The sequence below is a fragment of the Leclercia sp. GLN_9 genome (assembly GCF_043105735.1).
In the GTDB taxonomy this organism is placed as follows: domain Bacteria; phylum Pseudomonadota; class Gammaproteobacteria; order Enterobacterales; family Enterobacteriaceae; genus Enterobacter; species Enterobacter adecarboxylatus.
On the sequence record NZ_JBICLV010000004.1, the window covers coordinates 1 to 23,494 of the forward strand.

Sequence of the window (23,494 nt, forward strand, 5' to 3'; positions counted from 1 at the left end):
AACTTACGTTGCCTTTTTGCTTTTAGATTGAAGTCCTGCGGTAGCTGCGGTATTCCGGCTGCCAGAAGTTCTCATCAATCGCCTGCTGCAACGCATCGGCAGAGGTTTTCACCGCCACCCCTTGCTGCTGCGCCATTTTACCCACGGCAAAGGCAATCGCCTTTGACACCACGTGAATATCTTTCAGCTCCGGCAGAACCAGGCCTTCACCGTTATTCACCAGCGGCGAGTGTTTAGCCAGGGTTTCGCTGGCAGACATCAGCATCTCATCGGTAATGCGCGAGGCGCCCGAGGCGATCACCCCCAGACCAATCCCCGGGAAGATGTAGGAGTTGTTACACTGGGCGATGGGGTAGGTTTTATCCTTCCACACGACCGGGGCGAACGGGCTGCCGGTAGCGACCAGCGCATTGCCCTCGGTCCAGGCGATGATGTCCTGCGGGGTGGCTTCCACGCGGGAGGTCGGGTTCGACAGCGGCATCACGATAGGACGCGCGCAGTATTTATGCATCTCGCGGATGATCTCTTCGGTGAACAAGCCGGTCTGCCCGGAGACGCCGATCAGAATGTCCGGCTTCACGTTGCGCACCACATCCAGCAGGGACAGCACTTCGTTGTCGGTATCCCAGTTTTTCAGATTCTCGCGCTTTTGCACCAGTTTGGTCTGGAACGGCAGCAGGTTCGGCATGGCATCAGTCAGCAGGCCGAAGCGATCCACCATAAAGACGCGCGAGCGGGCCAGCTCTTCGCTTAACCCTTCCCGCTGGGTCTGGGCGATGATCTGCTCTGCGATGCCGCATCCGGCAGAACCGGCACCCAGGAAGACAATCTTCTGATAGCTTAACTGGTTGCCTGCCGCGCGGCTGGCGGCAATCAGGGTGCCGACGGTGACCGCAGCGGTGCCCTGAATATCATCGTTAAAGGAGCAGATTTCGTCGCGATAGCGGTTCAACAGCGGCATGGCGTTTTTCTGGGCGAAATCTTCAAACTGCAACAGCACGTCCGGCCAGCGATGTTTCACCGCCTGGATGAAGTCGTCCACGAACTGGTAATACTCGTCGTCCGTGATGCGCGGGTGACGCCAGCCCATATACAGCGGATCGTTAAGCAGCTGCTGGTTATTCGTACCGACATCCAGCACAACCGGCAGGGTGTAGGCCGGGCTGATGCCGCCGCAGGCGGTGTACAGCGACAGCTTACCGATTGGAATGCCCATCCCGCCGATACCCTGGTCGCCAAGACCAAGAATACGCTCGCCGTCGGTCACCACGATCACCTTGATGTTGTGGTTTGACACGTTCTGCAGAATGTCATCCATGTTGTGACGGTTCTGATACGAGATAAACACGCCGCGCGAGCGACGGTAAATTTCAGAGAAGCGTTCGCAGGCAGCACCGACCGTCGGGGTGTAAATCACCGGCATCATCTCGTCGAGATGGTTTTGCACCAGTCGGTAGAAGAGGGTTTCGTTGGTGTCCTGAATATTGCGCAGGTAGATGTGCTTATCAATTTCGGTTTTGAAACCCTGATACTGGATCCACGCCCGCTCGGCCTGTTCTTCGATGGTTTCGACCACTTCTGGCAGCAGGCCCAGCAGGTTGAAGTTGCTGCGCTCTTCCATGCTGAAAGCGCTGCCCTTGTTCAGCAGGGGGAATTCCAGCAGAACCGGTCCGGCATAAGGGATATAAAGGGAACGATGTCGGGTTGAATTGTTGTCCATGTCACTCACTTAATTTTGGGAAATCCGTCCCTGGCACTGGTATTGATCATTGTCGCTATTGTGCCCGCAGGGGATGTCAGGGGCATAGTATAAAGGAGGTGAATGTTAAAAACCGCAACGTACAAATAAAAACACCACCGGCAATGCCGATGGTGTCGGGGATCCTGTAGCGAACTTACTTAGGTTCGTGGCGTTTTCTGCCAGTAGCGTGGGTGACCTGCGTTTCACTGTCGCCCTCAATCACCACTTTACGCTGGTTAGAGAGTTTGTAGCTCAGTCCCAGAATATGGCGTGCCTGACGGTTCGATTTCATAGTAGCTCCTCAATCCTGTTAATAGTGATAAGGCGAACGAAATGTAACCCCTAAGGTTGCAGATCCAGCATAGCAGGTATTTACAAACTGGCGTGCTGACCGCTGACGACGTAATTAATGGTCTGCTGGTAGATGTCACTGAGGATGTCATTGTCAGAGGCTTCAACCCACTTGGTGAGTTCCATCAAAATGTCATCTTCGGTGACAGCGCCCAACTCTGCGCGTAAACCCTGTGCAATAGCATTAACCAGCTCTGGCTGTGCGGATGGGGTAGTTGCTGATGTATAAGTAAACATAGTGCCTCCGTGTCGTTTTCTGTTTAATGTTCCGGTTCGCAATGACTTAACGCACATTCAGAATGGCAAAATTTTATTGCGCTGTGTGTAAGACTCGTCCTGGAAATAAAAATATCATTATCCTGGTCTTTTTAAGGATATATCACGGCTTCCAGCGACGCCGGTCTGTATATTTCTCATAAGGCATGGGTGAGGGCCAGGATATCAGTTCAATGACGCTACCCCAGGGCGTTTTCCCGTAGCAAAAAGCATTGCCTTCTCCCTGCTCGGCCGGAAAGGAGAGCGCCTTAGGCTCGGTAAACATCTCGCCACCTGCCGCCGTAAAGCGTGCTATCGCCTGTGCGAAATCATCAACATAGACGGCAAAGTGTTGAAGACCAAGGTCGCTGGCTCGCGCGGGTGGTTGCTGTTCCGGACCATGCATTTCGAAAAGCTCAATCCCCGGTCCATGTGGCATGGCCAGCATACGTATTGCGCGAACTTCTGTGCCGGGTACCAGGCGTAATGTCTTCTGCTGGGCATCGGGATCAATATTTCCGTCGCCAGGCTCTACGGATCGATATATTTCTTTGGCGTGAAAGGCCTGCTCAAAAAATAGCGTGGCCTGATTAATATCCGGTACGGTAATACCAATGTGGTCGATACCTCGGGCGGGTGAATTCATGCGCGTCTCCTCTTTAGAAAAACAAAATATAGCAGGCTGACAGAGGACGTTATATTTTTGCGGCGGGTGAATAACTGCACAATGTCATGAGACTCTTCTGTCTTTGAGGCAATACTGAATCTCTCTTCTATACTTAACCCCTTGTAAGCCAAAAGGAGAACACTTATGACAATTCACAAACACGGTTCGGCACATTGGTCTGGCGATATTAAACGCGGCAAGGGTACGGTTTCTACCGAAAGCGGCGTCCTGAATCAGCAACCTTATGGTTTCAATACCCGCTTTGAAGGGGAGAAAGGCACTAACCCGGAAGAGTTGATCGGCGCAGCGCATGCAGCCTGTTTCTCAATGGCCCTGTCCCTGATGCTGGGCGAGGCGGGTTACACGGCCGACAGCATTGATACCACCGCCGATGTGTCGCTGGATAAAACTGACAGTGGCTTTGCGATCAGCAAAATTGCCCTGAAGAGTAAAGTGACCGTCCCGGGCATTGATCCCCAGCAGTTTGACGGCGTTATCCAGAAGGCCAAAGCCGGCTGTCCGGTTTCTCAGGTGCTGAATGCCGAGATTACGCTCGACTACACCCTGAACTGATCCTTCCGCCGGGCATTATGCCCGGCTATCCCTTCACCGCCTCTGGAAACACCTCCACCAGCCACTCAATAAAGACTCTTAAACGCTGCGTCACGTGCCGGTTTTGTGGATACACGACATAAAACGGATAGTGCGGTGGCCGCCACTTCGCCAGTATCTCCACCAGCGTTCCTGCCTCCAGCATGGCCCCCGCGGCGTAGCGAAAGGTCTGGATAATGCCCATTCCGGCAACCGCTGCCGCCAGATGCGCGTTGCTCTCATTTACCCCGATATGGTGGCGCAGGGTGATTTCGTGGGTTTCATCGTTGTACGTAAAGCGGAAAGGGAACGCGCGGCCGGTCGCCGGGGAGAGATAACTCACCAGCTTATGACCATTGCGCAGCTCCTCCGGGTAGGCGGGGATCCCGTGCTGCTTCAGATAGTCCGGGGTGGCGCAGGTGACCATCTCTGCATTGCCGATATGCCGGGCAATAAGCGTGGAGTCCCCCAGCGCGCCGCCGCGGATCACGCAGTCTACATTGCCACTGATTAAATCCACCGGACGGTCGGCCACCCCCAGGTCGATGCGGATGTCGGGATAACGGCGCATGAAGTCTGGCAGCAGCGGGATAAGTACGTCCCGCGCCGTCGAACCACCCACATCAATACGCAAATGACCCTGCGGCTGTTGTTTGATCGCGCTGAACGAGGTGTCGATATCTTCGATGTCAATTAACACCCGCCGGGCTTTTTCGTAATAGTCCTGTCCTTCCGGGGTGGGCGTCACCCGTCGGGTGGTGCGCTGTAACAACCGCACGCCCAGATGCGCCTCCAGCGCCTTGACCAGTTTACTGAGCGTGGCGATGGGCATGTTCAGCGAGTCTGCTGCCCGGGTAAAACTGCCGGTTTCCACGACGCGCGTAAAGGCGCGCATTGCCATTAACTGATCCATCGGGAGGCGCTCACGAACGGGTGGATTATTGCCACAGGGAAAAAGTGATTTCCATTTTTGCTGATTTTTCCCTAATCCCGCAAGCGGTACAGTGCATCCACACCAACAACAGACAAGGTAAATCAGATGAACACAGTATTAGCAGGTAAAGTCGCTCTCGTCACCGGTGGTACCAGCGGAATCGGTCTGGCAACCGCCAAAGAGCTGGCCGCTCAGGGCGCGAAGGTATACATCACCGGACGTCGTCAGGCAGAGCTGGATAACGCCGTCGCCAGCCTGGGCGGGCAGGTCACCGGCATCCGCGCCGACGCCTCACGCCTTGAGGATCTCGATACCGTTTATGCGCAGATCGCGGAACAGGCCGGGCGGCTGGATGTGTTGTATGCCAACGCGGGGGGTGGCGATATGCTGCCGCTGGGTGCCATCACAGAAGAACATTTTGACCGTATCTTTGCCACTAACGTACGCGGTGTGCTCTTTACCGTGCAGAAAGCACTGCCGCTGCTGGTCTCCGGGTCGTCGGTGATCCTTACCGGCTCGACTGTCTCCATCAAAGGCACTGCTAACTTCAGCGTCTACAGTGCCAGCAAGGCGGCAGTGAGGAATTTTGCCCGCTCCTGGGCGCTGGATTTACAGGGGCGCGGGATCCGGGTCAACGTGGTCAGCCCTGGCCCGATTAAAACCCCAGGTCTGGGAGATCTGGTGCCGGAAGATCAGCGCCAGGGGTTGTTTGATGCGTTAGCCGCGACTGTCCCACTGGGACGCATTGGCGAAGCGGAAGAGGTATCAAAAGTGGTGGCGTTCCTCGCCTCCGATGCCGCCAGCTTTATCAACGCCGCCGAGCTGTTTGTGGATGGCGGGATGGCGCAGATTTAACGCTGATAGAGTAGGGTAAGATTGCCGCCGAGGCGGCGATCCTGTAACGGACGGCTGGCATCCAGGCGTGACAGTGTCACTGAACTGCAGTGAGACAGGGCACACCAGGGTTCCAGCCATTCGAGATCGGCATCCTTCTGCTGCAACACATAGTTCACCAGCCGCGCCAGCGCGCCATGGTTCTCCTGCGTTACATCCACCTTATTCGCCGCGGCAAAACTGGCGATCATCACCAGCGGTTGCAGGGCATAATTATGATAGGCCAGCGCCCGCTCGCGACGGCGTTGTTCGTTTGCCAGCGTGCCGTCGGCGGCAATCTGTCCGGCGGCGATGCGGTACTCTTTCAACGACCAGGCGAACAGATCCCGACGGTCGAGCGCCACGGCGCTGGCCATGACCGCCCATGCCGCCCAGTAGCTGTGGTTATTAGTGCTTTTCAGCGGCAGGCCATCCCACTCCTGTACCACCCGATCCGCCAGCTGGCCCAGCCAGCGTTCAGTGGTCTGCTGCCCGGCAAGGGAAGTTCCGGGGGTAAACTTTAGCTCCAGCCAGCTGCTGGCCAGCGTCGCCAGCGCCCATTTGCGCATTGCGCGGCCGGTGTGGCTGGTTTGCCCGGAGAGTAACGCCCCGGCGTTGGCCCATGTCGCGTAGCCCTCCAGAATACAATGTAAGGTTCGCGGATCCCCGCTCTGTTTATAGCGCCAGACCATGTTCGAGATCCCACGTTCAAACCCGACGATGGGCTTAGTCGCGGCACGAAATGCCTGTTCGGCCTGCGGATTGAGCGTGGCGCGGGCGCTGTCGGATCCTTCATATTTACTGCGCAACGTCAGGGGGGCGGTGTAGGGCGCGGGCAGGGTCACGCAGCCGCCCGATGCCGTGTGCGGTAACGGCTGGGTAAAACCAACGGGAGGCACCAGCGGAGCGGCCAGCGCATACCCCGGCAAACAGAGCAGCAGCCACAACGTTCGTTTCATCAACACCTCCGCCGACATTTAACCGGCACTTTGATTATTTTTGAGCCGAATCGTTTCTTTGCTGATATATCTTTTTAATACTATTAGTCCATGAATGTAATGTATGCTAAACAAGTGTTTAAAAAGCCTAACCATCTTTCGGGAACAATAGCTGTGCTGACCACTCTCATCTACAAAAGCCAGTTAAATCCGTCCTGTAAATCCTTATCCCTCCTCGCACTTGTTGAAAAGGCCAAACAGAGCAATACCCTGTTGGATGTCACGGGCATTCTGCTGTTTAACGGGAGCGATTTCCTGCAGATCCTCGAAGGGTCTGAAGAGGTCATTGAGACGTTATTCGCACGCATCAGCAAGGACAAGCGTCACGACAGCGTGGTGGAACTGATGCGTGATTACGGCCCGCGCCGACGCTTCGAAAACGTCGGTATGCTGCTGTTCGATCTGCGGGTTGACACGCCAAAATCGGTCCTGTCTTCGGTATTGCGCTACAGCAAGCTGGACAATTATCTGGCGGCGCAAGACCGGGTATTTAAATTCATTCAGACTTTTATTATCCAGCCCAAAAAGACGGCGGGTGAGTTAAACTTCCGGCCTGAAAAATGGACGATGGTCCCGGAGCATATGCCTTTCGGCAAAACCATTAACGGGCTGATTGAGAATCAAATTTGCCAGTTTGCCCTGCAGCCGATCGTGGAACCCACCGAGGGAAAAATCTCCTCGCTTGAGGCGCTTATTCGCGGTAACGACGGCGGTAGCCCGGAGCGGTTCTTTAACGCTCTCGATCAGGACAAAGTGTACGAGGTCGATCTGCTGACCAAAGCCTATGCCTTTGCGCTGGCAGAGAAGATCGACATTGGCGATCATAAAATTGCCATTAACCTGCTGCCGATGTCGCTGGTGAATGTGCCCCACGCCGTCGATTTTCTGATGGATCAGATCCTCGCCCACGGTTTGCAGCCGGAGCAGGTGGTGATTGAAGTGACCGAAAACGAAATGATCTCCGGGTTTAACCAGTTTAATAGCGCCATCAAACAATTAAGGGCGGCGGGGATCGGCCTGGCCATTGACGATTTTGGGTCAGGCTATGCCGGGCTGTCGCTGCTGACCCGTTTCCAGCCGGATAAGCTAAAAATCGATCGCGAGATTGTCAGCAACATTCATTTAAGCGGCCCGAAGCAGGCGATTGTGAAGTCGATCATCAGCTGCTGTACCGATATGGAGATTGCGCTGGTGGCAGAGGGCATCGAGAAAATCGAAGAGTGGTGCTGGCTGGAGTCGGCAGGCATCAAGCGTTTTCAGGGCTTTTTATTCGCCCGGCCTAAATTAAATGGTGTGGGAGAAATTCACTGGCCGCAATTTACCCGTGATGAATATTTGAGCGATTAACGCTGCAACAGATAATCAAGCGCTAAACAGATAAAAAATCTCAATGTTTAACAGGGCCGAAATATCCGGCCCTGTTGCGCAATATAATGATTTAAATAAGTATTAACGACATTATTGATGTTCGCATAAATAAATAACTTTAATTCAATATTAAGGGGTAAATGCCGATAACACTTCAGACCGTTTTATTTCTGAGGTAGTTATGTCGTTAAAAAAGTCGTCCCTTGCCATTCTTCTTGCCTTACTGTTTTTCTTTGTTGCCAGCGCCGCAACCAACGTCTGGCTGGCCATTAAAAGCAATGATTCTCTGGATAACGTGAATAAAGAGATTCAGGTGGTGTTATCCATCATCGATCCTATTAACCACAGCCGTACCCTGCGCGTGCGGGTCATGGAGTACATGAAGCAGGTCGAGAGTGGCGATACTGCGGGTCTTGCGGAGAAGCTGGACTCGGTAAAACTTGCCCTCACCAAAGCGGATGGCGCTTTCGCCGCCTTTAACGACGCGCCGCGCCTGGTAGATGAGGCCCCGTTAGTGAAGGACTATGACGACGCCTGGCTCGCCTATCGCAATGAAGGCCTGTCCCCGCTGATCGACGCGGCCTCGGCGCACGATGCGGCAAAATTCAATGCCCTGATCCCGCAGATTTCCCGGCTCGACCGCCAGTATGAAATCGTTCTCGATCAGGTACTGTCTGTGCATCAGAAATATGCGAAGCAGCTGAATGACGATGCGCGCACCCATTTTGCTTCCGGCTTAACCATTATTGCCGCCTTTGCCGCGCTCTTTGTGGTGGTGATTATCGGGGTGAGCGTCCTGATGAAGCGGTATGTGTTTGCTCCAATCAACCTCGCCCGGGAACACTGCAGCCAGATTGCCGCCGGACAACTGACGGAAGCCGTGCCGCAGAAGGCGGGTTCGAATAACGAAATCGATCTGCTGATGGGGTCGATGGAGCAGATGCGTCTGGCCCTGCTGGAGACCATCTCTCAGGTGCGCGAAGCCTGCCGTACCGTTAACTACGCCTCGCAGGAGATCGCCTCGGGCAACATCGACCTGGCCTCACGTACCGAGCAACAAGCTTCAGCCCTGACGGAAACCGCCGCCAGCATGGAGCAATTGAGCGCCACCGTTGCCAATAACACCGACAATGTGTATCAGGCCGGTAAGCTGGTGCAGGATGCGGTGAACAACGCCCGCACCGGGGAGGCGGTAACCCGCGAGGTGATCGAGACCATGAACACCATCGCGGCCAACTCCCAGCGTATCGAAGACATCACCAGCGTGATCAACAGCATCGCCTTCCAGACCAATATCCTGGCGCTGAATGCCGCGGTGGAAGCCGCCCGTGCCGGCACACAAGGGCGCGGTTTTGCGGTGGTCGCGACCGAAGTCCGTACCCTGGCGCAGAAGAGCGCCGTGGCGGCGAAGGACATTGAAAACCTGATCGCCCAGTCGGTCTCCAGCGTGAAAAACGGTTCTCAGCTCGTGAATCGCTCAGGAGAAGTGATTCATGCCATCATTAACTCGGTCAATAAAGTGAACGCGCTGATGGAGCAGATCTCGGTGGCCTCGGAAGAGCAGAGCCGCGGGATCGGCCAGGTCGGCCAGGCGGTGACCGAGATGGATGGCGTGACCCAGCAAAACGCCGCCCTGGTGCAGGAGTCTGCGGCCGCTGCCGCCTCGCTGGAAGAGCAGGCGAAGCATCTTACCCAGAGCATCGCCAGCTTCAGACTGCCGGAACCGGCATAACATAAGAGCACTGCTTCCGGCTTGCGGGTGCGGCCGGTTCTCCCTCGCCCTGACCCTCTCCTCAACGGGGAGAGGGGATTTATCTCCCTCCTTCTGTTCCTGTCGAAGTGACTCATCTCACATTACTTTCCTGGTCTATGCTTGAAGTTCATGCGCGGCGTCATGCCTGCGCATTTTCTCTTTTTCCCTCTGCTTAGTGATAAACGCAGGTAACCCGAGGATCACGGGTCAAACGAGGTGATGGAATGACTGCTAAATCTATTAGGTATTGGGGTTGTGAATATAGCGATGCGAACAACGTTCGCTTTCATCTGTGGGCCAGCGGTCAGCAGCACGTAACCCTGCGCCTGAATGACGAAACGCTGCCGATGAACCCGACCGGCGACGGCGGATTTGAACTGACGGTCAACAACGTTGCCCCAGGTTCTGCGTACAGTTTTATCCTGCCTGACGGCTCCGCAGTACCCGATCCGGCCTCCCGCGCGCAGCAAGGGGATGTCAACGGCCCTTCGCTGGTGTGCGATCCTCACAGCTATGTCTGGCGCAATACCCACTGGCAAGGCCGCCCCTGGGAAGAGAGCGTGGTCTATGAGCTTCATATCGGGACCTTTACCCCTGAGGGCACCTTCCGCGCGGCCGCCGACAAACTGCCGTACCTGGCCTCGCTCGGCATTACCATGATTGAGCTGATGCCGGTCTCCCAGGCCGGAGGTAACCGTGGCTGGGGTTACGACGGCGTACTGCTGTATGCCCCGCACAGTGCCTACGGTACGCCGGATGAGCTGAAAGCCTTTGTCGATACCGCCCATGGTCTGGGGCTGTCGGTGGTGCTGGATATTGTCCTTAACCATTTCGGACCGGAGGGTAACTACCTGCCGAAGCTGGCCCCGGACTTCTTCCACCCGGAACGCATGACCCCGTGGGGGAACGGCATCGCCTATGACGTGGCCCCGGTGCGTCAGTTTATTGTCGATGCGCCGCTGTACTGGCTGACGGAGTTCCGCTTCGACGGCCTGCGCTTTGACGCCATCGACCAGATCGAAGACACCTCCGAGCCGCACGTGTTAATTGAGATCGCCACCCGCATTCGCGCTGCCATTACCGACCGGCCGGTGCATCTGACCACCGAAGACAGCCGCAACGTGGTGTTTCTTCATCCGCGTGAGGAGGACGGCAGCGTGCCGTTGTTCACCGGGGAGTGGAATGACGATCTGCACAATGCCGTCCACGTCATGGCCAGCGGTGAAACCCATGCCTGGTACCAGGATTTTGCTGAAAAACCCGAACAATGGGTGGCGCGGGCGCTGGCGGAAGGCTTTGCTTATCAGGGGGAACGTTCCCCGCAAACCGGTGAAATCCGGGGTGTGAAAAGTACCGCTCAACCGCCAGCGGCCTTCGTCGATTTCATCCAGAATCACGATCAGGTTGGTAATCGTGCTCAGGGCGATCGCCTGTTGAGTCTCATCGGGGAAGAGCGTACCCGGGTACTGATGGCTGCGCTGCTGCTGTCGCCGCATATCCCGCTGATGTTTATGGGGGAGGAGTTCGGTGAAACCCAGCCGTTCCTGTTCTTTACCGATTTTCACGGAGACCTGGCGCGGGCGGTGCGGGAAGGGCGCGCGAAAGAGTTCAGCGATCACGATGAGACCGTACCGGATCCCAATGCCCCTGAGACCTTTGCCCGTTCGAAACTCGACTGGGACAAACTCAACCAGCCTGACGGCCAGAACTGGTTGCGCTTTACCCAGCAGCTGTTGCAGCTGCGCCAGTGGGCTATTGTGCCGTTGCTGGCCGGCGCACAGGGCGGGAATGGCAGGGTGATAAAAACGGCCCCGGGTTGCGTGGTGGTGAGCTGGATATTTATACAGGGTACGCTGTCGCTGGCACTTAATACGGGTGATCAGCCGCAGACGATGCCCGAGATAGCGGGTGAAACATTGTTTGCCTGGCCTGAAGGCCGCACGGAACTGCTCGCGAACACCGTTATTGTACGTTTTGCACAAGGAGAACCGACCTGATGATCCCCACAGCGACCTGGCGTATTCAGTTTCGTAACGGCATGACCTTCGATCGTGCCGCCAGTCTGGTGCCGTATCTGCAACAGCTCGGCATCAGCCATCTGTATGCTTCGCCAATATTTACTGCCGCCCGGGATTCGACGCACGGTTATGACGTCACCGATGCTAACGAGATTGACCCCTCTATCGGAGGCCGGGCCGGTTTTGAGCGGCTGGTCAGCGCCCTGAAGGCGGCCGGGCTGGGTTTGATCCTTGATATTGTGCCGAACCACATGTCCACCTCGCTGGAAAACGCCTGGTGGCGTGATGTGATTGAGCATGGGGAAAAGAGTCGCTACGCCCGTCATTTTGATATCGACTGGTCGCGCCGTCTGACGCTGCCGTTTCTGGGGGATGATTTTGAAGTGGTGCTGGCGAACGGTGAGATCAGCGTGCAGCGCGATCCCAACACCGGCAAACCCGCGCTGGCCTATTTCGAAAACTTCTACCCGCTGACGCCCGACAGCTGGCAAGGGCGCGAAGAGGAGGTGTTGAGCCTCAGCGATCCCGCGGCTATCAGCCGGTTGCACGACCAGCAGCCGTGGCGGCTTACCAGCTGGCGAGATGCGCCGAACGAACTCTCCTGGCGTCGCTTCTTCGAAATCACTGGCCTCGTGGGCGTGCGGGTTGAAGACGACGCGGTGTTTGATGACAGCCATGCCCTGATCCTCGCCCTGGTGCGTTCGGGAGCGGTGGACGGGCTGCGTATTGACCACGTGGACGGGCTGGCCGACCCGCGAGCCTACCTGCAACGTCTGCGTCAGGAGGCAGGTGCCGACTGCTATATCACGGTAGAGAAGATCCTCAGTAAGGGCGAGAACCTGCCCACCGACTGGCCGATCTCCGGGACCACCGGCTACGAATTTATCGCCTCGCTGTCAGAGGTGCTGATAGATGACGACAAAATCGACAGCCTGCGCCAGGCCTATGACAAGGTGATGGGCCGCCCGGTCGATATGCACGACGAACTGCGCGACGCGCGGCTGCTGATGGTGGACAGAAACTTCGCCGGGGAATTTTCCACTCTGCTGAAGCTGGCGAAAACCCTTTCCGAAACGGAAGGCGTCCAGGTGGAAGAGGAGCCTCTGCGGCTGGCATTGCGCGAGCTGCTGGTGGCCTTCCCGGTGTACCGCACCTACGGCACGGCGCAGGGGATGTCAGCCGCGGATGTGCGCCTGCTGAACAGCGTGGTCGCCACGATCAGCGCCGATCCTGACGCCATCGCGCTGCTGATGCGTATTTTGACCGGCGAAGTCTCTGAGGAGGCCCGCGATACTGCCACGCATTTCCGCACCCGTTTCCAGCAGCTGACCGGGCCGCTGATGGCGAAGTCGGTGGAAGATACGCTGTTTTTCCGTCAGCACATGGATCTGGCGCTCAACGAGGTGGGAGCCGAGCCGGTGCCGCAGGCTTTCTCGCTGACGCGCTTCCACACCGAGATGACCGCGCGACGTGACCGTCAGCCGGATGCGCTTTCCGGCACCTCGACCCACGACACCAAACGTGGAGAAGATGCCCGCGCCCGGCTCTATTCCCTGACCGAAGCGCCGGAGGTATGGGCGGAATGCGTGGCCCGCTGGCAGCAGCTAAACCAGACCCACGTTCGCTTTCTGAATGATGGCACGGCGCCGCGCGGTGCCGATACCTGGATGCTCTATCAGGCGCTGGCGGGTGTCTGGCCGCCGGAGCTGGACCCGCAGGATGCGGCGGGGCTGAATGCCCTGGAAGAGCGCTTCCTGGCTTTTGTCGAGAAGGCGCTGCGCGAGGCCAAGCTGCGCACCGACTGGGTGGACAGCAACGAAGCTTATGAAACGGTGGTACTGGAGTATGCCCGCCATCTGTTGTCCCCGGACAATCAGGACTTCCTGCAGGACTTCAGTTCCTCGTTACGTCCGTTTATTCGCGCCGGGCTGGTGAACAGCCTGAGCCAGACGGTGATCAAACTTACCGCACCGGGGGTGCCGGATGTTTATCAGGGCAGCGAGGGGCTTAATTTTAGCCTTGTCGATCCTGATAACCGCCGCGAGCCAGATTTCGACCAGCTTCGTCAGCAGCTGGATACGGTAGACCCTCATATTGCCGCCCAGGAGGCGAGCTGGCTGGACGGGCAGTTGAAGCTGTCGGTCACCCGCACGCTACTGCATCTGCGCCAGCGCAAACCGGCGCTGTTCCGCCTGGGCAGCTATGTTGCGCTGCTGACCCGTGGCGAACGGGCGGATAAGGCGATTGCCTACGCCCGCGTCGATGACGATGACGTGCTGATTGTGGTAGCACCGCGGCTGGCGCTGGCGAACGCCGCACAGACGTTTCCTGTTACCGGGGCGGCCCTGTGGGGCGCGACAGAGGTGGTTCTTCCTCCCGAACTAGCCGGGCGCCGCTACCGGGATTGTTTCAGTGGTGAAACCCTGACCTTAGGCGAAAGCCTGCATTTGAATGAAGCACAGGATTGCTGGCGGGTGTTACTGGCCTGCGGCTGATGATTATTACTGTTCGAGGGAGAGACTCTATGGCATATGACAAAATTTATGAAATTCAGGCGGGGCAAAGTTATCCCCTTGGGGCGAATTACGATGACAAAGGGGTGAATTTTGCCCTCTTTTCCGCCTGCGCCGAACGTGTTGAGCTGTGTCTGTTTGACCCGAGTGGTAAATCTGAAATAGCCCGTCTCGAGTTACCGGAATACACCGATGAAGTCTGGCACGGCTATGTCCCGGATCTGAAACCGGGTGCGTTGTACGGCTACCGCGTCTATGGCCCTTACGATCCTGAAAATGGCCACCGCTTTAACCCGCATAAGTTACTGATTGACCCTTATGCCCGGGCGTTGACCGGGGAGCTTATCTGGAACCCCGCCCATTTTGGTTATGAGCTGGGGCATGACGAGCTTGATCTTAGCTTTGATACCCGCGACAGCGCGCCTTATACCCCAAAATGCCGGGTTGTTGACCCGCGGGTGTTCGACGGTCAGGACCCGCACCGCCCGGCGGTGCCCTGGTCCAGCACCATTTTGTACGAAACCCATGTGAAAGGCTTTACCCAGCTTAACCCGGCGATCCCGCCTGAATTGCGCGGCACCTTCGAAGGGATGGGGCACAAAGCGACGGTGGATTACATCAAGAGTCTTGGCATTACGTCGGTTGAACTGTTGCCGGTGCATGCTTTCCCGGACGATCAGCATCTGCTGGATCGCGGGCTGAAAAACTTCTGGGGCTATAACACCCTTAACTTCTTCGCCCCGGCGTCACGCTACGGCGGCCCGAACGGCATCAAGGGCTTCCGCGACATGGTGCGCGCCTTCCACGATGCCGGTATCGAGGTGATCCTCGACGTGGTGTATAACCACACCGCCGAGGGTAACGAGCTTGGCCCGACGCTGTCATTCAAGGGGATCGACAACTTCTCTTACTACCGCACGATTGCCGGTCAGCACCGTTACTATGTGAACGACACCGGTACAGGTAACACGGTGAATACCTCGCACCCACGGGTGCTGCAGATGGTGATGGATTCCCTGCGTTACTGGGCAGAGTCGATGCACATTGACGGCTTCCGTTTTGACCTCGGCACCATTCTTGGCCGCGAGCCGGAAGGGTTCGATCAGCGCGGCGGCTTCTTCGATGCCATGATGCAGGATCCGCTCCTCTCGCGGCTCAAACTGATTGGCGAGCCGTGGGACATCGGCCCCGGTGGCTATCAGGTCGGGGGCTTCCCGCCGGGCTGGGGCGAGTGGAATGATAAATACCGCGACACCGTGCGCGAGTACTGGCGCGGCGATAACGTCTCGTCCGATTTTGCCGCACGCCTGCTCGGCTCCGGAGATCTGTATGACCAGCGCGGGCGTCGCCCGTGGGCCAGCATCAACTTCATTACCGCTCACGACGGGTTTACCCTGAACGACCTGGTCTCCTTCAACGAGAAGCACAACGAAGCCAACGGCGAGGACAATAACGACGGCCACAATGATAACCGGTCATCGAATTATGGCGTTGAAGGACCAACCGACGATGAGCAGATCAACGCCCTGCGTGAACAGCAGAAACGTAACTTCCTGACCACGCTGCTGTTCTCTCACGGCACGCCGATGCTGCTGGCGGGGGATGAGTTTGGCCGTAGCCAGTTGGGTAACAACAACGGCTACTGTCAGGACAGTGAGATCAGCTGGGTACACTGGGAAAACCTCCCGGAAAGCGCCGAGGCGCTGCGCAAGTTCACCCGACATCTGATTGAGCTGCGCACCAGCCAGCCGCTGTTACGCCGCGAAAGCTGGCGTGACGGAATGGAGATCCAGTGGTTTAACGCGGGTGGCGGGCCACAGTTGCCGGAGCACTGGGACGAGGGGACGACCCTTGGGCTGTATCTCACCCGGCCCGATCTGCACGATCAGCCGGGAATTTGGCAGGAGGTGCTGCTGTTAATCAACCCCTACGAGGGGTCGGTGCCCTTCCGAATCCCGGAATGCGGTCAGGATGGCTGGGTGCTGGAGCTGAGTACGGCAGGGGATGAGCAGATGGGGCAGGCAGTGCTTCCGGATACTGATTTCCCGCTGCCAGGCCGCAGCATCGTGCTGTTACGGCGGCCATAACGCGCGGGGTTACTTGCCAGCCCGTGCTCTTTCCCACGGGCTGGTGGTCTCGTCGTCGACGTCGGTCGGCGCGGGATCGTCCAGGGAGTCAAGATAGAGGGCTTCGACTTCGGCGCGTGCCCACGGGGTGCGGCGCAAAAATTTGAGGCTGGATTTGACGCTGGGATCGCTGTTAAAGCAGTTGATTTTAATCAGCTTACCCAGCTGCGCCCAACCGTAGCGCGCCACCAGGGCATTGATCTGCATCTCCAGCGTGACGCCATGCAAAGGATCTTTAGAAGGGTGTGCTGTCACAGGCATCCTTTTATATTCTGGCAAGGGGTTAAAAGCGGGGAGGGTACAAGAAAAGCAGGGGGCCAGCAAGCGCCTTGACGGGTTCCCAGGCTTAAGGAAAACGCGATGTTGATAGCCCAGATTTCAGATATTCATGCCGCTCCCGATAACGATCATCTGGCCCGCTTTGACCGGGTACTCAGGTGGCTGAGACAACTCCAGCCTGACGCGCTGGTGCTTTCCGGGGATTTAACCGACAACGATTGGCTTGAGGGGTATCAACAGATCGCCGCCCGTCTGGCTGAGGAGCATTATCCTTCTTTAATACTGCCGGGTAACTCAGACAATCGTCGCCTTATGCGCGCGGTATGGCGCGATGAGACAGAGGTAAAGGATGCCTGTTATGGCGCGCTGCATGCCGTTCTGGAGGTTGGTGGTCTGCGTCTGATGGGTCTTGATACAACGGTGGAGGGGCACGATCACGGCTCCGTGACAGAGCATCTGGGCTGGCTGGAGAAGCAGCTTAACCGGGCCGACGCGCTGCCATCCATTCTGTTCCTGCATCATCATGTTTTTGCCTGCGGCATACCGACACTGGATCAGACCCTGTGCAGGGGGCTGGATCGGCTGGAGGCCCTGATTCACCGCGCGGCGACCAGACCGCTTGCGGTGGCTTCAGGACACGTACACAGACCGGTGGCCGGGATGTTTGCCGGCATACCAGCACATATTTGTGCCTCCGTGTGCCCGGCCAATCCGGTCTGGTTTGGTAGCGAGCGGGTTCCTCCCGCCGAGGACGCGCCGGGGCTGATGATCCATCGCTACGTCAATGGCGCACTAACCAGCCATCATGTGAGGGTTTAACCGCGAACGGATGTTTTTGAAACGCTGTTCCGTTATAATGCCTCTCCCGAACCCGATGCCATTGACTCCATGAAAACGCCTCATAAAAACGTCCGTGCCTTTCATTCCTCTGCCTTTCGCTATCTGTTTTCTGCTCGCTTCCTCACCGTGCTGGGGAATGGTATCGCCCCCATCGCCTTAGCTTTTGCGGTGCTGGATATCGGGGGGTCGGTCTCCGATCTGGGTATCGTTGTCGCGTCCCGGTCGATCTTCAACGTACTTTTCCTGCTGCTGGGCGGGGTGTTAGCAGACCGCTATTCCCGTAGCCGGGTGTTAGTTGCCTCTTCCGTGGTGGCGGCCCTTTCACAGGCTATTGTGGCCTGGTCGGTACTGGACGGGTCTGCGACGGTCATCGGACTGGCCTTGCTTGGCGCCATCAATGGCGCTGCTGCCGGCATTGCTTTACCGGCCTCATCTGCGCTCATCCCCCAGACGGTTCCCGCCCACAATCTGCGTCAGGCCAACGCCTTTCTGCAGGCCGGTATTTACGGTGGGACGGTAATTGGCGCGTCGCTGGGCGGTATTTTAATCAGCGCAGTCGGTCCCGGCTGGGGGCTGGCCATTGATGCGCTGGGCTTCGCCGCCGCGGCACCGCTCTATCATTTCATTCGCGTGCAGCCCGTCGAAACCGGTTCATCGCAAAGCAATATCCTGCATGACCTGAAAGAGGGATGGCAGGAGTTCGCCAGCCGGGCCTGGGTCTGGGCTATCGTCGTCCAGTTCACCATTATTAATGCGGCCTTCAGCGGCGTGATGATGGTGCTGGGGCCAGTGATTGCGGATGCTTCATTTGGGCGGGCACACTGGGGATTTATCATTGCCGCCCAAAGTATCGGTCTGATCGTCGGATCATCCCTCGCGCTGCGCTGGCGTCCTCGCCGCGACCTCTTCATTGGGGTGATGCTGATGTCGTTTTGCGCCTTACCCATTTTCATGCTGAGCCAGCTGGCTACCACGCCCTGGCTTATCGCCGCGTTCTTTATGGCTGGCGTCACCTTTGGGCTGTTTGGCGTCGCCTGGGCGCAGTCTCTGCAAACCCACATTCCCCCGGAAAAACTGGCGCGGGTCTATGCCTATGACGCGGTAGGGTCGTTTGTGGCCATTCCCTTTGGTGAACTTATCGCTGGCCCGCTGGCGATTCAGTACGGCACCAGCAACGTGCTGCTGGTTTCAGCCCTGGCGGTGGTGATCGCCACGGCAGGGGCCAGTCTGGTACCGGCAATCCGGCAGCTGGAGAGTGGTTCTCAGCCTGAAGCGCATACTCTGCCAGGGGAACGCAGCCTATAAGGTGGAGAAGCCTCTTTGCTCCCCGTTTGGGTAGGGGCGTAAAGGGAGCCTTTCAATGAATAAACGCGACAGGTACATTGGAAGAAAATTATAAATAAGGGAAATATACTCATGTGCAGAGCCTTCGCGGTTTTTATCTTCCTGTTGGCCCCAACGATTGTCCATGCAGCCTCGCATGAAGAGGTATTGCGCTTAAATGCCGTACAACAGCCGGGTGCTCAGGTTATTTGTCATGTTCCGATAACGATCGTTGCGGATAATAAGCCCGTCATCCTGGATTACAAAAACAGCATGACCGTGATCGCTAATCAGGGTGACACCCGGGTATTTCAGGTCATCACAACCTTTATAGCCAAAGGCAAAACCACCTCTTACATCACACAACGCTATCGGCTCAGTATCACCACAGACGAAACGGGGCAGCTACATACCGTTGATCCGAACAGCATCAGTGTGACCAGCCCCTTTTCAGCGGAGTTGGCCCGGGAAAATGAAGCCCAGCTCCGCAATAATGCTCCCCCGAGTTATCAGTCTGACAGCATGGTCACAGTGACTGATTTCCCGAACTTCACCGTTCAGGGATATGATTACGGTCCCGTTACGGAATGCACCGTTTTGCCTGCAAAGGGACATTAACACCGGCACGAATAACACAGATACCCGGCATCAGGCGCTAGGACCCCCAGCGGGTTCTCAGATACCGAACCGCCTCCTGCGCCTGAGGCTGATTAAGGTTGTTCTCGCGGAACAAAATCGTGCCGTCGATGTGCGGCTCGGATTCGTTCAGGTCAAGCTGCTTTTTCAGCTCCGGCACGCCGCCTTTCACCGTCCAGTCTGGCTCTTTGCTTGACGGCTCGCCCACCTTATACAGCGCAACGCCAATGTAGAGGCGGGTATGGGTTGGTTTCACCACCCCGGCCCACCATTTCGCCAGCACGTCATACCGCGCTGCATCCCGGGAAAACGGCCAGTAGATCTGCGGGGCGATATAGTCCAGAAAACCCTGCTGCACCCAGCGGCGGGTATCGGCAAAGGACTCGTCATACGCCGCGGCACCCCGTGTGTCGGACCCGGCCGGATCGTGGGAGCGGTTACGCCATACTCCTGCCGGGCTGACGCCGAACTCGACGTTAGGGTTGAGCTGTTTAATGGTACGCGAGACCTGAGCAATCAACTTCTGGGTATTATCACGGCGCCAGTCGGCTTTCGAGTCAAAACCCTGTCCATACTGGCGGTACGTCTGGCTGTCATTCAGCATCGAGCCGGGAGTTTCGGTATAGAAGTAGTCATCAAACTGCACGCCGTCCACCGGGTAACGCGACACCACTTCGGCCACGATACTGGTGATCCAGTCCCGCGCTTCAGGAATACCCGGGTCGAGAACATAGCGATCCCCTGCGGTGCGGATCCACTCCCGATGCAGAACAAACACGCTCGGCGGATTTAGCGACAGGGTACGGTTCAGCTCCGCGACCGTGCCGGGGCGGGTATTGGTGGAGACGCGATAAGGGTTAAACCAGGCGTGGACCTTCATCCCGCGCTTGTGCGCTTCATCGAGCATAAACTGCAACGGGTCATAGCCGGGATCTTCACCGATTTTGCCGGTAAGCATATCGGACCACGGCAAAATCTTTGACGGCCACAGGGCTGTACCGTCCGGTTTGACCTGGAAGAATACGGTATTAATCCCGAGACTTTTCAGGTTATCCAGCTTATCGGTCAGCGCCTTTTGCTGCATAGCGATCCGCGATGCGGCAGGGCGACCGTTCACCGACTCCAGGGGCGGCCAGTCGAGGCGGGAGACGGTAGCCAGCCAGACGCCACGCACCGGCTCATGTCGGCCTGTTTTATCCGGCAGGGGATGTTTAGCCACCGGCGGCAGCGGAGTAACCAGCGATTTTGGCGGCGTAGAGCTGCAACTGACCAGCAATAATGCCCCCGCGATCAGGGCACCTGAACGTTTAAGCCGGGTCGTAAGCTGAAAATGACGTGAGCAGGCGATGATAGACTCCATTTCTATAGTGTGTCGCCGGGAACGTTTATTTTCGTTCTATTCGGAGGCAAGTCAATTTTTAACGGTGAGTGCTACTCGTGTGAGTGTTGGTCGTCGCTATCCCTGTCAGCTATGACATCAGCCGATAGTGCGACTGCACCAGACCTGAAGGGAAGCTGCGGCTGGATAACAATGTCAGATTGATATCCCGGGACAGGGAACCGAACAGCGGTTTTCCCGAACCCAGCAGGACCGGAACGGTAGTGATAACGATATCGGCGACTAATCCTTCACGCAGAAACGACTGAATCACTTGCCCGCCATCGAGATAGACGCGCTGTACATTCTGCGCTGCCAGGTCATTAAGCACTTCCTTTGGCGTGTGGCGTGAGAACTGCACTTTGCCCTTCAGCGCCTCGGGCACCGGGGTATCGGCCAGCTGTCGGGAGAGTACCAGCACTGGGCGGTCATAAGGCCATTCCTTAAAGGTCAGCACCTTCTCATAGCTCCCCCGACCCATAACGATCCACTCTTTGTCCGCAATGAACGCTGTATAGCCATGATCTTCTGTCGGATCATCGCGCTGCAACAGCCAGTCGATATCGCCATCCTGGCGGGCAATGTAACCATCAAGACTGACCGCGATAAAAACATGTGTGCTAACCATCCGCTGCTCCGTATTCAGGTGGCCTGTCGCCAGTTAAGTGTAGTGATGTTAGCAATTTCTTCATTAAAACACGGCACGCCTGTTTATTCGTTTGCCTGCCCGTCGATTGCTTTATTGCCTGAGTTAAGAAAAGAGGAGGGCAATGCTACAGACAAGAGCTCGTCTGCGGGCCGTGTTGAGCGGCTCACTGGTTGTTCTGGCATACAGTATTCCCGGCGGCTGGCTGATATTTGTTGGCGGGCACGCGGTCTATATCCTGTTTGGGAGCGGCTTTTTTCTCAGCGGCGTACTGCTGTTACGTCTGCGGCTAAGCGAGCTCTGGTTCTGCCTGATTGACGGGCGTTTGATCCAGACGATCCCAATGACTTGGCTCCGGCCGGGAGTGGCTCAGCCTGTTTCCGCTCTTTTGCATACTGTCGCTGGTGGCCGAATATTATTCTGGTCCGCGCATACACAAGAGACGTGGCCTCTGCATCTGCAACATCCCCGATTCTTGCTGTCCATTACCGGGGCTGTGCTGGTGGGGCAGCTTAAGCGCGAGTATCACTTTCTGTCGTAGGCGGGGAGGCTGGTGAGTTCTCGTTCTGGTGCGCGGTGTTACGTTGTATGTGTGGATCGTCCTGTCTACGATCGGGATGTATCAGGCGACAGCATCACCGGAGACACCACGCGCTCAGCTGATAAGCGTTGCGCTTCTGGCTCCGGTGACGCTGCTGTATAACCCTCATGGTTCCCGGCTGTTTAGCAGGAGAATTCGCGACTTGCTACTGCCCCAAAATCCGCTCCAGCGTGGCACCTGTCGCCAGAATCTGCGCATCGCAGCCTGGCAAGCCGTCTATCTTCAGCCCCACAGGTAGCCCGCTGGTGGCACCAAACCCGACCGGCAGGGTCAGTCCCGGCAGTCGTGCATTGCTGCCAGGATCCACATTGCGGATCAAACGGGCAAAGTTTTCTGTTGAACTCACCTCATCATTCGCCAGCGGGGCGACGACCGGCGAGGTGGGGAAAATCAGCGCGTCGAGATGATGGTCGCTAAAGGTCTGTTCATATAGGGCGAGTAACCGCCCGAGCCCCTGCGAAATCGCCTCCTGATACAGCGGCGGCAGCGGGATAAGATCCCCGTGTCTGTCCGGGATCAGCGCCGGCACAATCCCGTGCTCAAAGATGGCGCGGACATCCGGGCTGGCGATGTGCGCCACGATATCCTCCAGCGTCAGCCCGGTTTCGTGCGCCTGCAGATAATCAATCAAATCGTGTTTGCCCTCGTGCATCACCACCGGGAAGGAGACAGCGGCATTGGCCTCTTCAAGCCCGGGCATATCCACACTAACCAGCGTGACCCCGGCAGCGCGCAGCCTGTCGAGCGCGGCGTGGGCCAGTTGGCTGACCTCTTCATCCAGCGCTTGCCAGAAATAGTGCGCAATTCCGAGGCGAAGGGTCCCGGCGGGTTTAGGGGCTAACACGTCGCCACCGGCTATCAGGCTGTCGAGCAGGGCAATGTCTGCCACGTTGCGGGCCATCGGGCCTGCGGTATCCCGGGTGTGGGAGATGGGGGTGATCCCTATCTGCGAATAGCGCCCGGTAGTGGGGCGAAAACCGACGCAGCCATTCAGGGCACAAGGCTGGCGCACCGATGCCCCGGTATCTGTGCCAATAGCCACCGGAGCCATCCCGGCGGCTACGGCCACCGCGCTGCCCGACGAGGAGCCGCCCGCAATGCGGCTGACATCGTGGGCGTTGCGCACGCCCTTAATCAGAGGCGTGTGATACGCCGCGTTATAACCGGTGACGCCGAAGGCCAGCTCATGCATGTTGCATTTGCCAATAATGATCGCGCCCGCATCGATAAGACGTTGGATCACCGGGGCGGTGGTGTTGGGCACGAAATTTTTCAGCGCAGGCGTACCCGCCGTATTGGGCAAACCGGCGACGTGAATATTGTCTTTCACCGCGACGGGAACGCCACCCAGCGGCAAGGGGGCACCGCCGTCCGAGAGGTGTTTATCCCAGGCTCTGGCCTGGGCCAGCGCCTGTTCCGCATTGACAGTAATAAAGGCGTTGAGGTTCTCATGCGCATCGATGCGAGCTAAGCAGGCGCGAACCAGGGCTTCGCTCGTTATCTTTCGGTCGTTGATGAGCTGCGCCGCATCGGCGGCGGAGAGGGTATCCAGAGGTGCAGGGGTTGCGGGTGTTATTATTTTCATGGGCTGTTTCCTGGCTGT

At 57.3% G+C, this 23,494-nt stretch carries 21 protein-coding genes; 11 read left to right on the top strand and 10 right to left on the bottom strand.

Features of this window, described 5'->3' with window-relative positions:
• Positions 1–22: 22 nt before the first annotated feature.
• The 4 genes from ACF8PE_RS00030 to ACF8PE_RS00045 form a co-directional block, all read right to left on the bottom strand.
• Entirely contained in the window at positions 23–1,720 is a 1,698-nt protein-coding gene (locus tag ACF8PE_RS00030; RefSeq protein ID WP_392494160.1) for an NAD-dependent malic enzyme, read from the bottom strand.
• A gap of 175 nt (positions 1,721–1,895) precedes the next feature.
• Positions 1,896–2,033, bottom strand: a complete 138-nt coding sequence (gene sra / locus ACF8PE_RS00035; RefSeq protein WP_347116325.1) for a stationary-phase-induced ribosome-associated protein — start codon at positions 2,031–2,033, stop codon at positions 1,896–1,898.
• 80 nt (positions 2,034–2,113) lie between these two features.
• Positions 2,114–2,329, bottom strand: coding sequence for a biofilm-dependent modulation protein (gene bdm, locus ACF8PE_RS00040; RefSeq protein WP_032618123.1), 216 nt, complete (start codon positions 2,327–2,329; stop codon positions 2,114–2,116).
• Between the two features lie 142 nt (positions 2,330–2,471).
• Positions 2,472–2,993, bottom strand: coding sequence for a VOC family protein (locus tag ACF8PE_RS00045; protein ID WP_279869541.1), 522 nt, complete (start codon positions 2,991–2,993; stop codon positions 2,472–2,474).
• Between the two features lie 165 nt (positions 2,994–3,158).
• Between ACF8PE_RS00045 and ACF8PE_RS00050 the strand changes: the two genes are divergently transcribed.
• The gene (locus tag ACF8PE_RS00050) at positions 3,159–3,587 is read left to right on the top strand and encodes an OsmC family protein (RefSeq protein ID WP_032618121.1); all 429 of its coding nucleotides are present in this window, start codon (positions 3,159–3,161) and stop codon (positions 3,585–3,587) included.
• A 25-nt stretch (positions 3,588–3,612) separates the two neighbouring features.
• On the opposite strand, the gene ACF8PE_RS00055 is transcribed toward ACF8PE_RS00050, so the two are convergent.
• Positions 3,613–4,518 carry a LysR family transcriptional regulator gene (locus ACF8PE_RS00055; protein WP_164540355.1) on the bottom strand — a complete coding sequence of 302 codons (906 nt, stop codon included), beginning with the start codon at positions 4,516–4,518 and terminating at the stop codon, positions 3,613–3,615.
• Positions 4,519–4,644: 126 nt separating this feature from the next.
• On the opposite strand from ACF8PE_RS00055, the gene ACF8PE_RS00060 reads away from it, so the two are divergent.
• Positions 4,645–5,394 (top strand): SDR family oxidoreductase, encoded by a 750-nt coding sequence (locus ACF8PE_RS00060; RefSeq protein WP_392494163.1) that lies wholly within the window; start codon positions 4,645–4,647, stop codon positions 5,392–5,394.
• On the opposite strand, the gene ACF8PE_RS00065 is transcribed toward ACF8PE_RS00060, so the two are convergent.
• Entirely contained in the window at positions 5,391–6,371 is a 981-nt protein-coding gene (locus ACF8PE_RS00065; RefSeq protein WP_392494165.1) for a mannuronate-specific alginate lyase, read from the bottom strand. The genes ACF8PE_RS00060 and ACF8PE_RS00065 overlap by 4 nt on opposite strands.
• Before the next feature lie 153 nt (positions 6,372–6,524).
• On the opposite strand from ACF8PE_RS00065, the gene ACF8PE_RS00070 reads away from it, so the two are divergent.
• The 5 genes from ACF8PE_RS00070 (at position 6,525) to glgX (ending at position 16,149) form a co-directional block, all read left to right on the top strand.
• A complete protein-coding gene (locus tag ACF8PE_RS00070) occupies positions 6,525–7,757 on the top strand; it encodes a diguanylate phosphodiesterase (protein WP_032618117.1) in 1,233 nt (410 codons plus the stop codon).
• A 202-nt stretch (positions 7,758–7,959) separates the two neighbouring features.
• Positions 7,960–9,510: a methyl-accepting chemotaxis protein gene (locus ACF8PE_RS00075; protein WP_155166780.1), complete on the top strand. Its 1,551-nt coding sequence runs from the start codon at positions 7,960–7,962 to the stop codon at positions 9,508–9,510.
• A gap of 245 nt (positions 9,511–9,755) precedes the next feature.
• On the top strand, positions 9,756–11,528 hold the full coding sequence (gene treZ, locus ACF8PE_RS00080; RefSeq protein ID WP_392494167.1) for a malto-oligosyltrehalose trehalohydrolase: 1,773 nt from the start codon (positions 9,756–9,758) through the stop codon (positions 11,526–11,528).
• Positions 11,528–14,044 (top strand): malto-oligosyltrehalose synthase, encoded by a 2,517-nt coding sequence (gene treY, locus ACF8PE_RS00085; RefSeq protein WP_392494169.1) that lies wholly within the window; start codon positions 11,528–11,530, stop codon positions 14,042–14,044. The genes treZ and treY overlap by 1 nt, the downstream gene beginning before the upstream one ends.
• A gap of 29 nt (positions 14,045–14,073) precedes the next feature.
• Positions 14,074–16,149 carry a glycogen debranching protein GlgX gene (glgX, locus tag ACF8PE_RS00090; RefSeq protein WP_032618113.1) on the top strand — a complete coding sequence of 692 codons (2,076 nt, stop codon included), beginning with the start codon at positions 14,074–14,076 and terminating at the stop codon, positions 16,147–16,149.
• 9 nt (positions 16,150–16,158) lie between these two features.
• Here glgX and ACF8PE_RS00095 read toward each other — a convergent pair whose 3' ends face one another.
• Positions 16,159–16,443, bottom strand: coding sequence for a VF530 family DNA-binding protein (locus ACF8PE_RS00095; RefSeq protein ID WP_032618132.1), 285 nt, complete (start codon positions 16,441–16,443; stop codon positions 16,159–16,161).
• Positions 16,444–16,548: 105 nt separating this feature from the next.
• Here ACF8PE_RS00095 and ACF8PE_RS00100 point away from each other — a divergent pair, with 105 nt between their 5' ends.
• From ACF8PE_RS00100 to ACF8PE_RS00110, 3 genes are all read left to right on the top strand, one after another.
• Entirely contained in the window at positions 16,549–17,286 is a 738-nt protein-coding gene (locus ACF8PE_RS00100) for a metallophosphoesterase (RefSeq protein ID WP_392494171.1), read from the top strand.
• Between the two features lie 69 nt (positions 17,287–17,355).
• Positions 17,356–18,612 carry an MFS transporter gene (locus ACF8PE_RS00105; RefSeq protein WP_392494173.1) on the top strand — a complete coding sequence of 419 codons (1,257 nt, stop codon included), beginning with the start codon at positions 17,356–17,358 and terminating at the stop codon, positions 18,610–18,612.
• A gap of 111 nt (positions 18,613–18,723) precedes the next feature.
• On the top strand, positions 18,724–19,248 hold the full coding sequence (locus ACF8PE_RS00110; RefSeq protein ID WP_059307935.1) for a hypothetical protein: 525 nt from the start codon (positions 18,724–18,726) through the stop codon (positions 19,246–19,248).
• 37 nt (positions 19,249–19,285) lie between these two features.
• On the opposite strand, the gene ACF8PE_RS00115 is transcribed toward ACF8PE_RS00110, so the two are convergent.
• Both ACF8PE_RS00115 and ACF8PE_RS00120 read right to left on the bottom strand, forming a co-directional pair.
• Positions 19,286–20,626 carry a glycoside hydrolase family 10 protein gene (locus tag ACF8PE_RS00115; protein WP_059307936.1) on the bottom strand — a complete coding sequence of 447 codons (1,341 nt, stop codon included), beginning with the start codon at positions 20,624–20,626 and terminating at the stop codon, positions 19,286–19,288.
• Positions 20,627–20,735: 109 nt separating this feature from the next.
• The gene (locus ACF8PE_RS00120) at positions 20,736–21,272 is read right to left on the bottom strand and encodes a dihydrofolate reductase family protein (protein ID WP_151584541.1); all 537 of its coding nucleotides are present in this window, start codon (positions 21,270–21,272) and stop codon (positions 20,736–20,738) included.
• A 142-nt stretch (positions 21,273–21,414) separates the two neighbouring features.
• Between ACF8PE_RS00120 and ACF8PE_RS00125 the strand changes: the two genes are divergently transcribed.
• Positions 21,415–21,831 carry a hypothetical protein gene (locus ACF8PE_RS00125; RefSeq protein WP_164540346.1) on the top strand — a complete coding sequence of 139 codons (417 nt, stop codon included), beginning with the start codon at positions 21,415–21,417 and terminating at the stop codon, positions 21,829–21,831.
• Between the two features lie 205 nt (positions 21,832–22,036).
• On the opposite strand, the gene iaaH is transcribed toward ACF8PE_RS00125, so the two are convergent.
• The gene (gene iaaH / locus ACF8PE_RS00130) at positions 22,037–23,476 is read right to left on the bottom strand and encodes an indoleacetamide hydrolase (RefSeq protein ID WP_392494176.1); all 1,440 of its coding nucleotides are present in this window, start codon (positions 23,474–23,476) and stop codon (positions 22,037–22,039) included.
• Between the last annotated feature and the right edge of the window lie 18 nt (positions 23,477–23,494).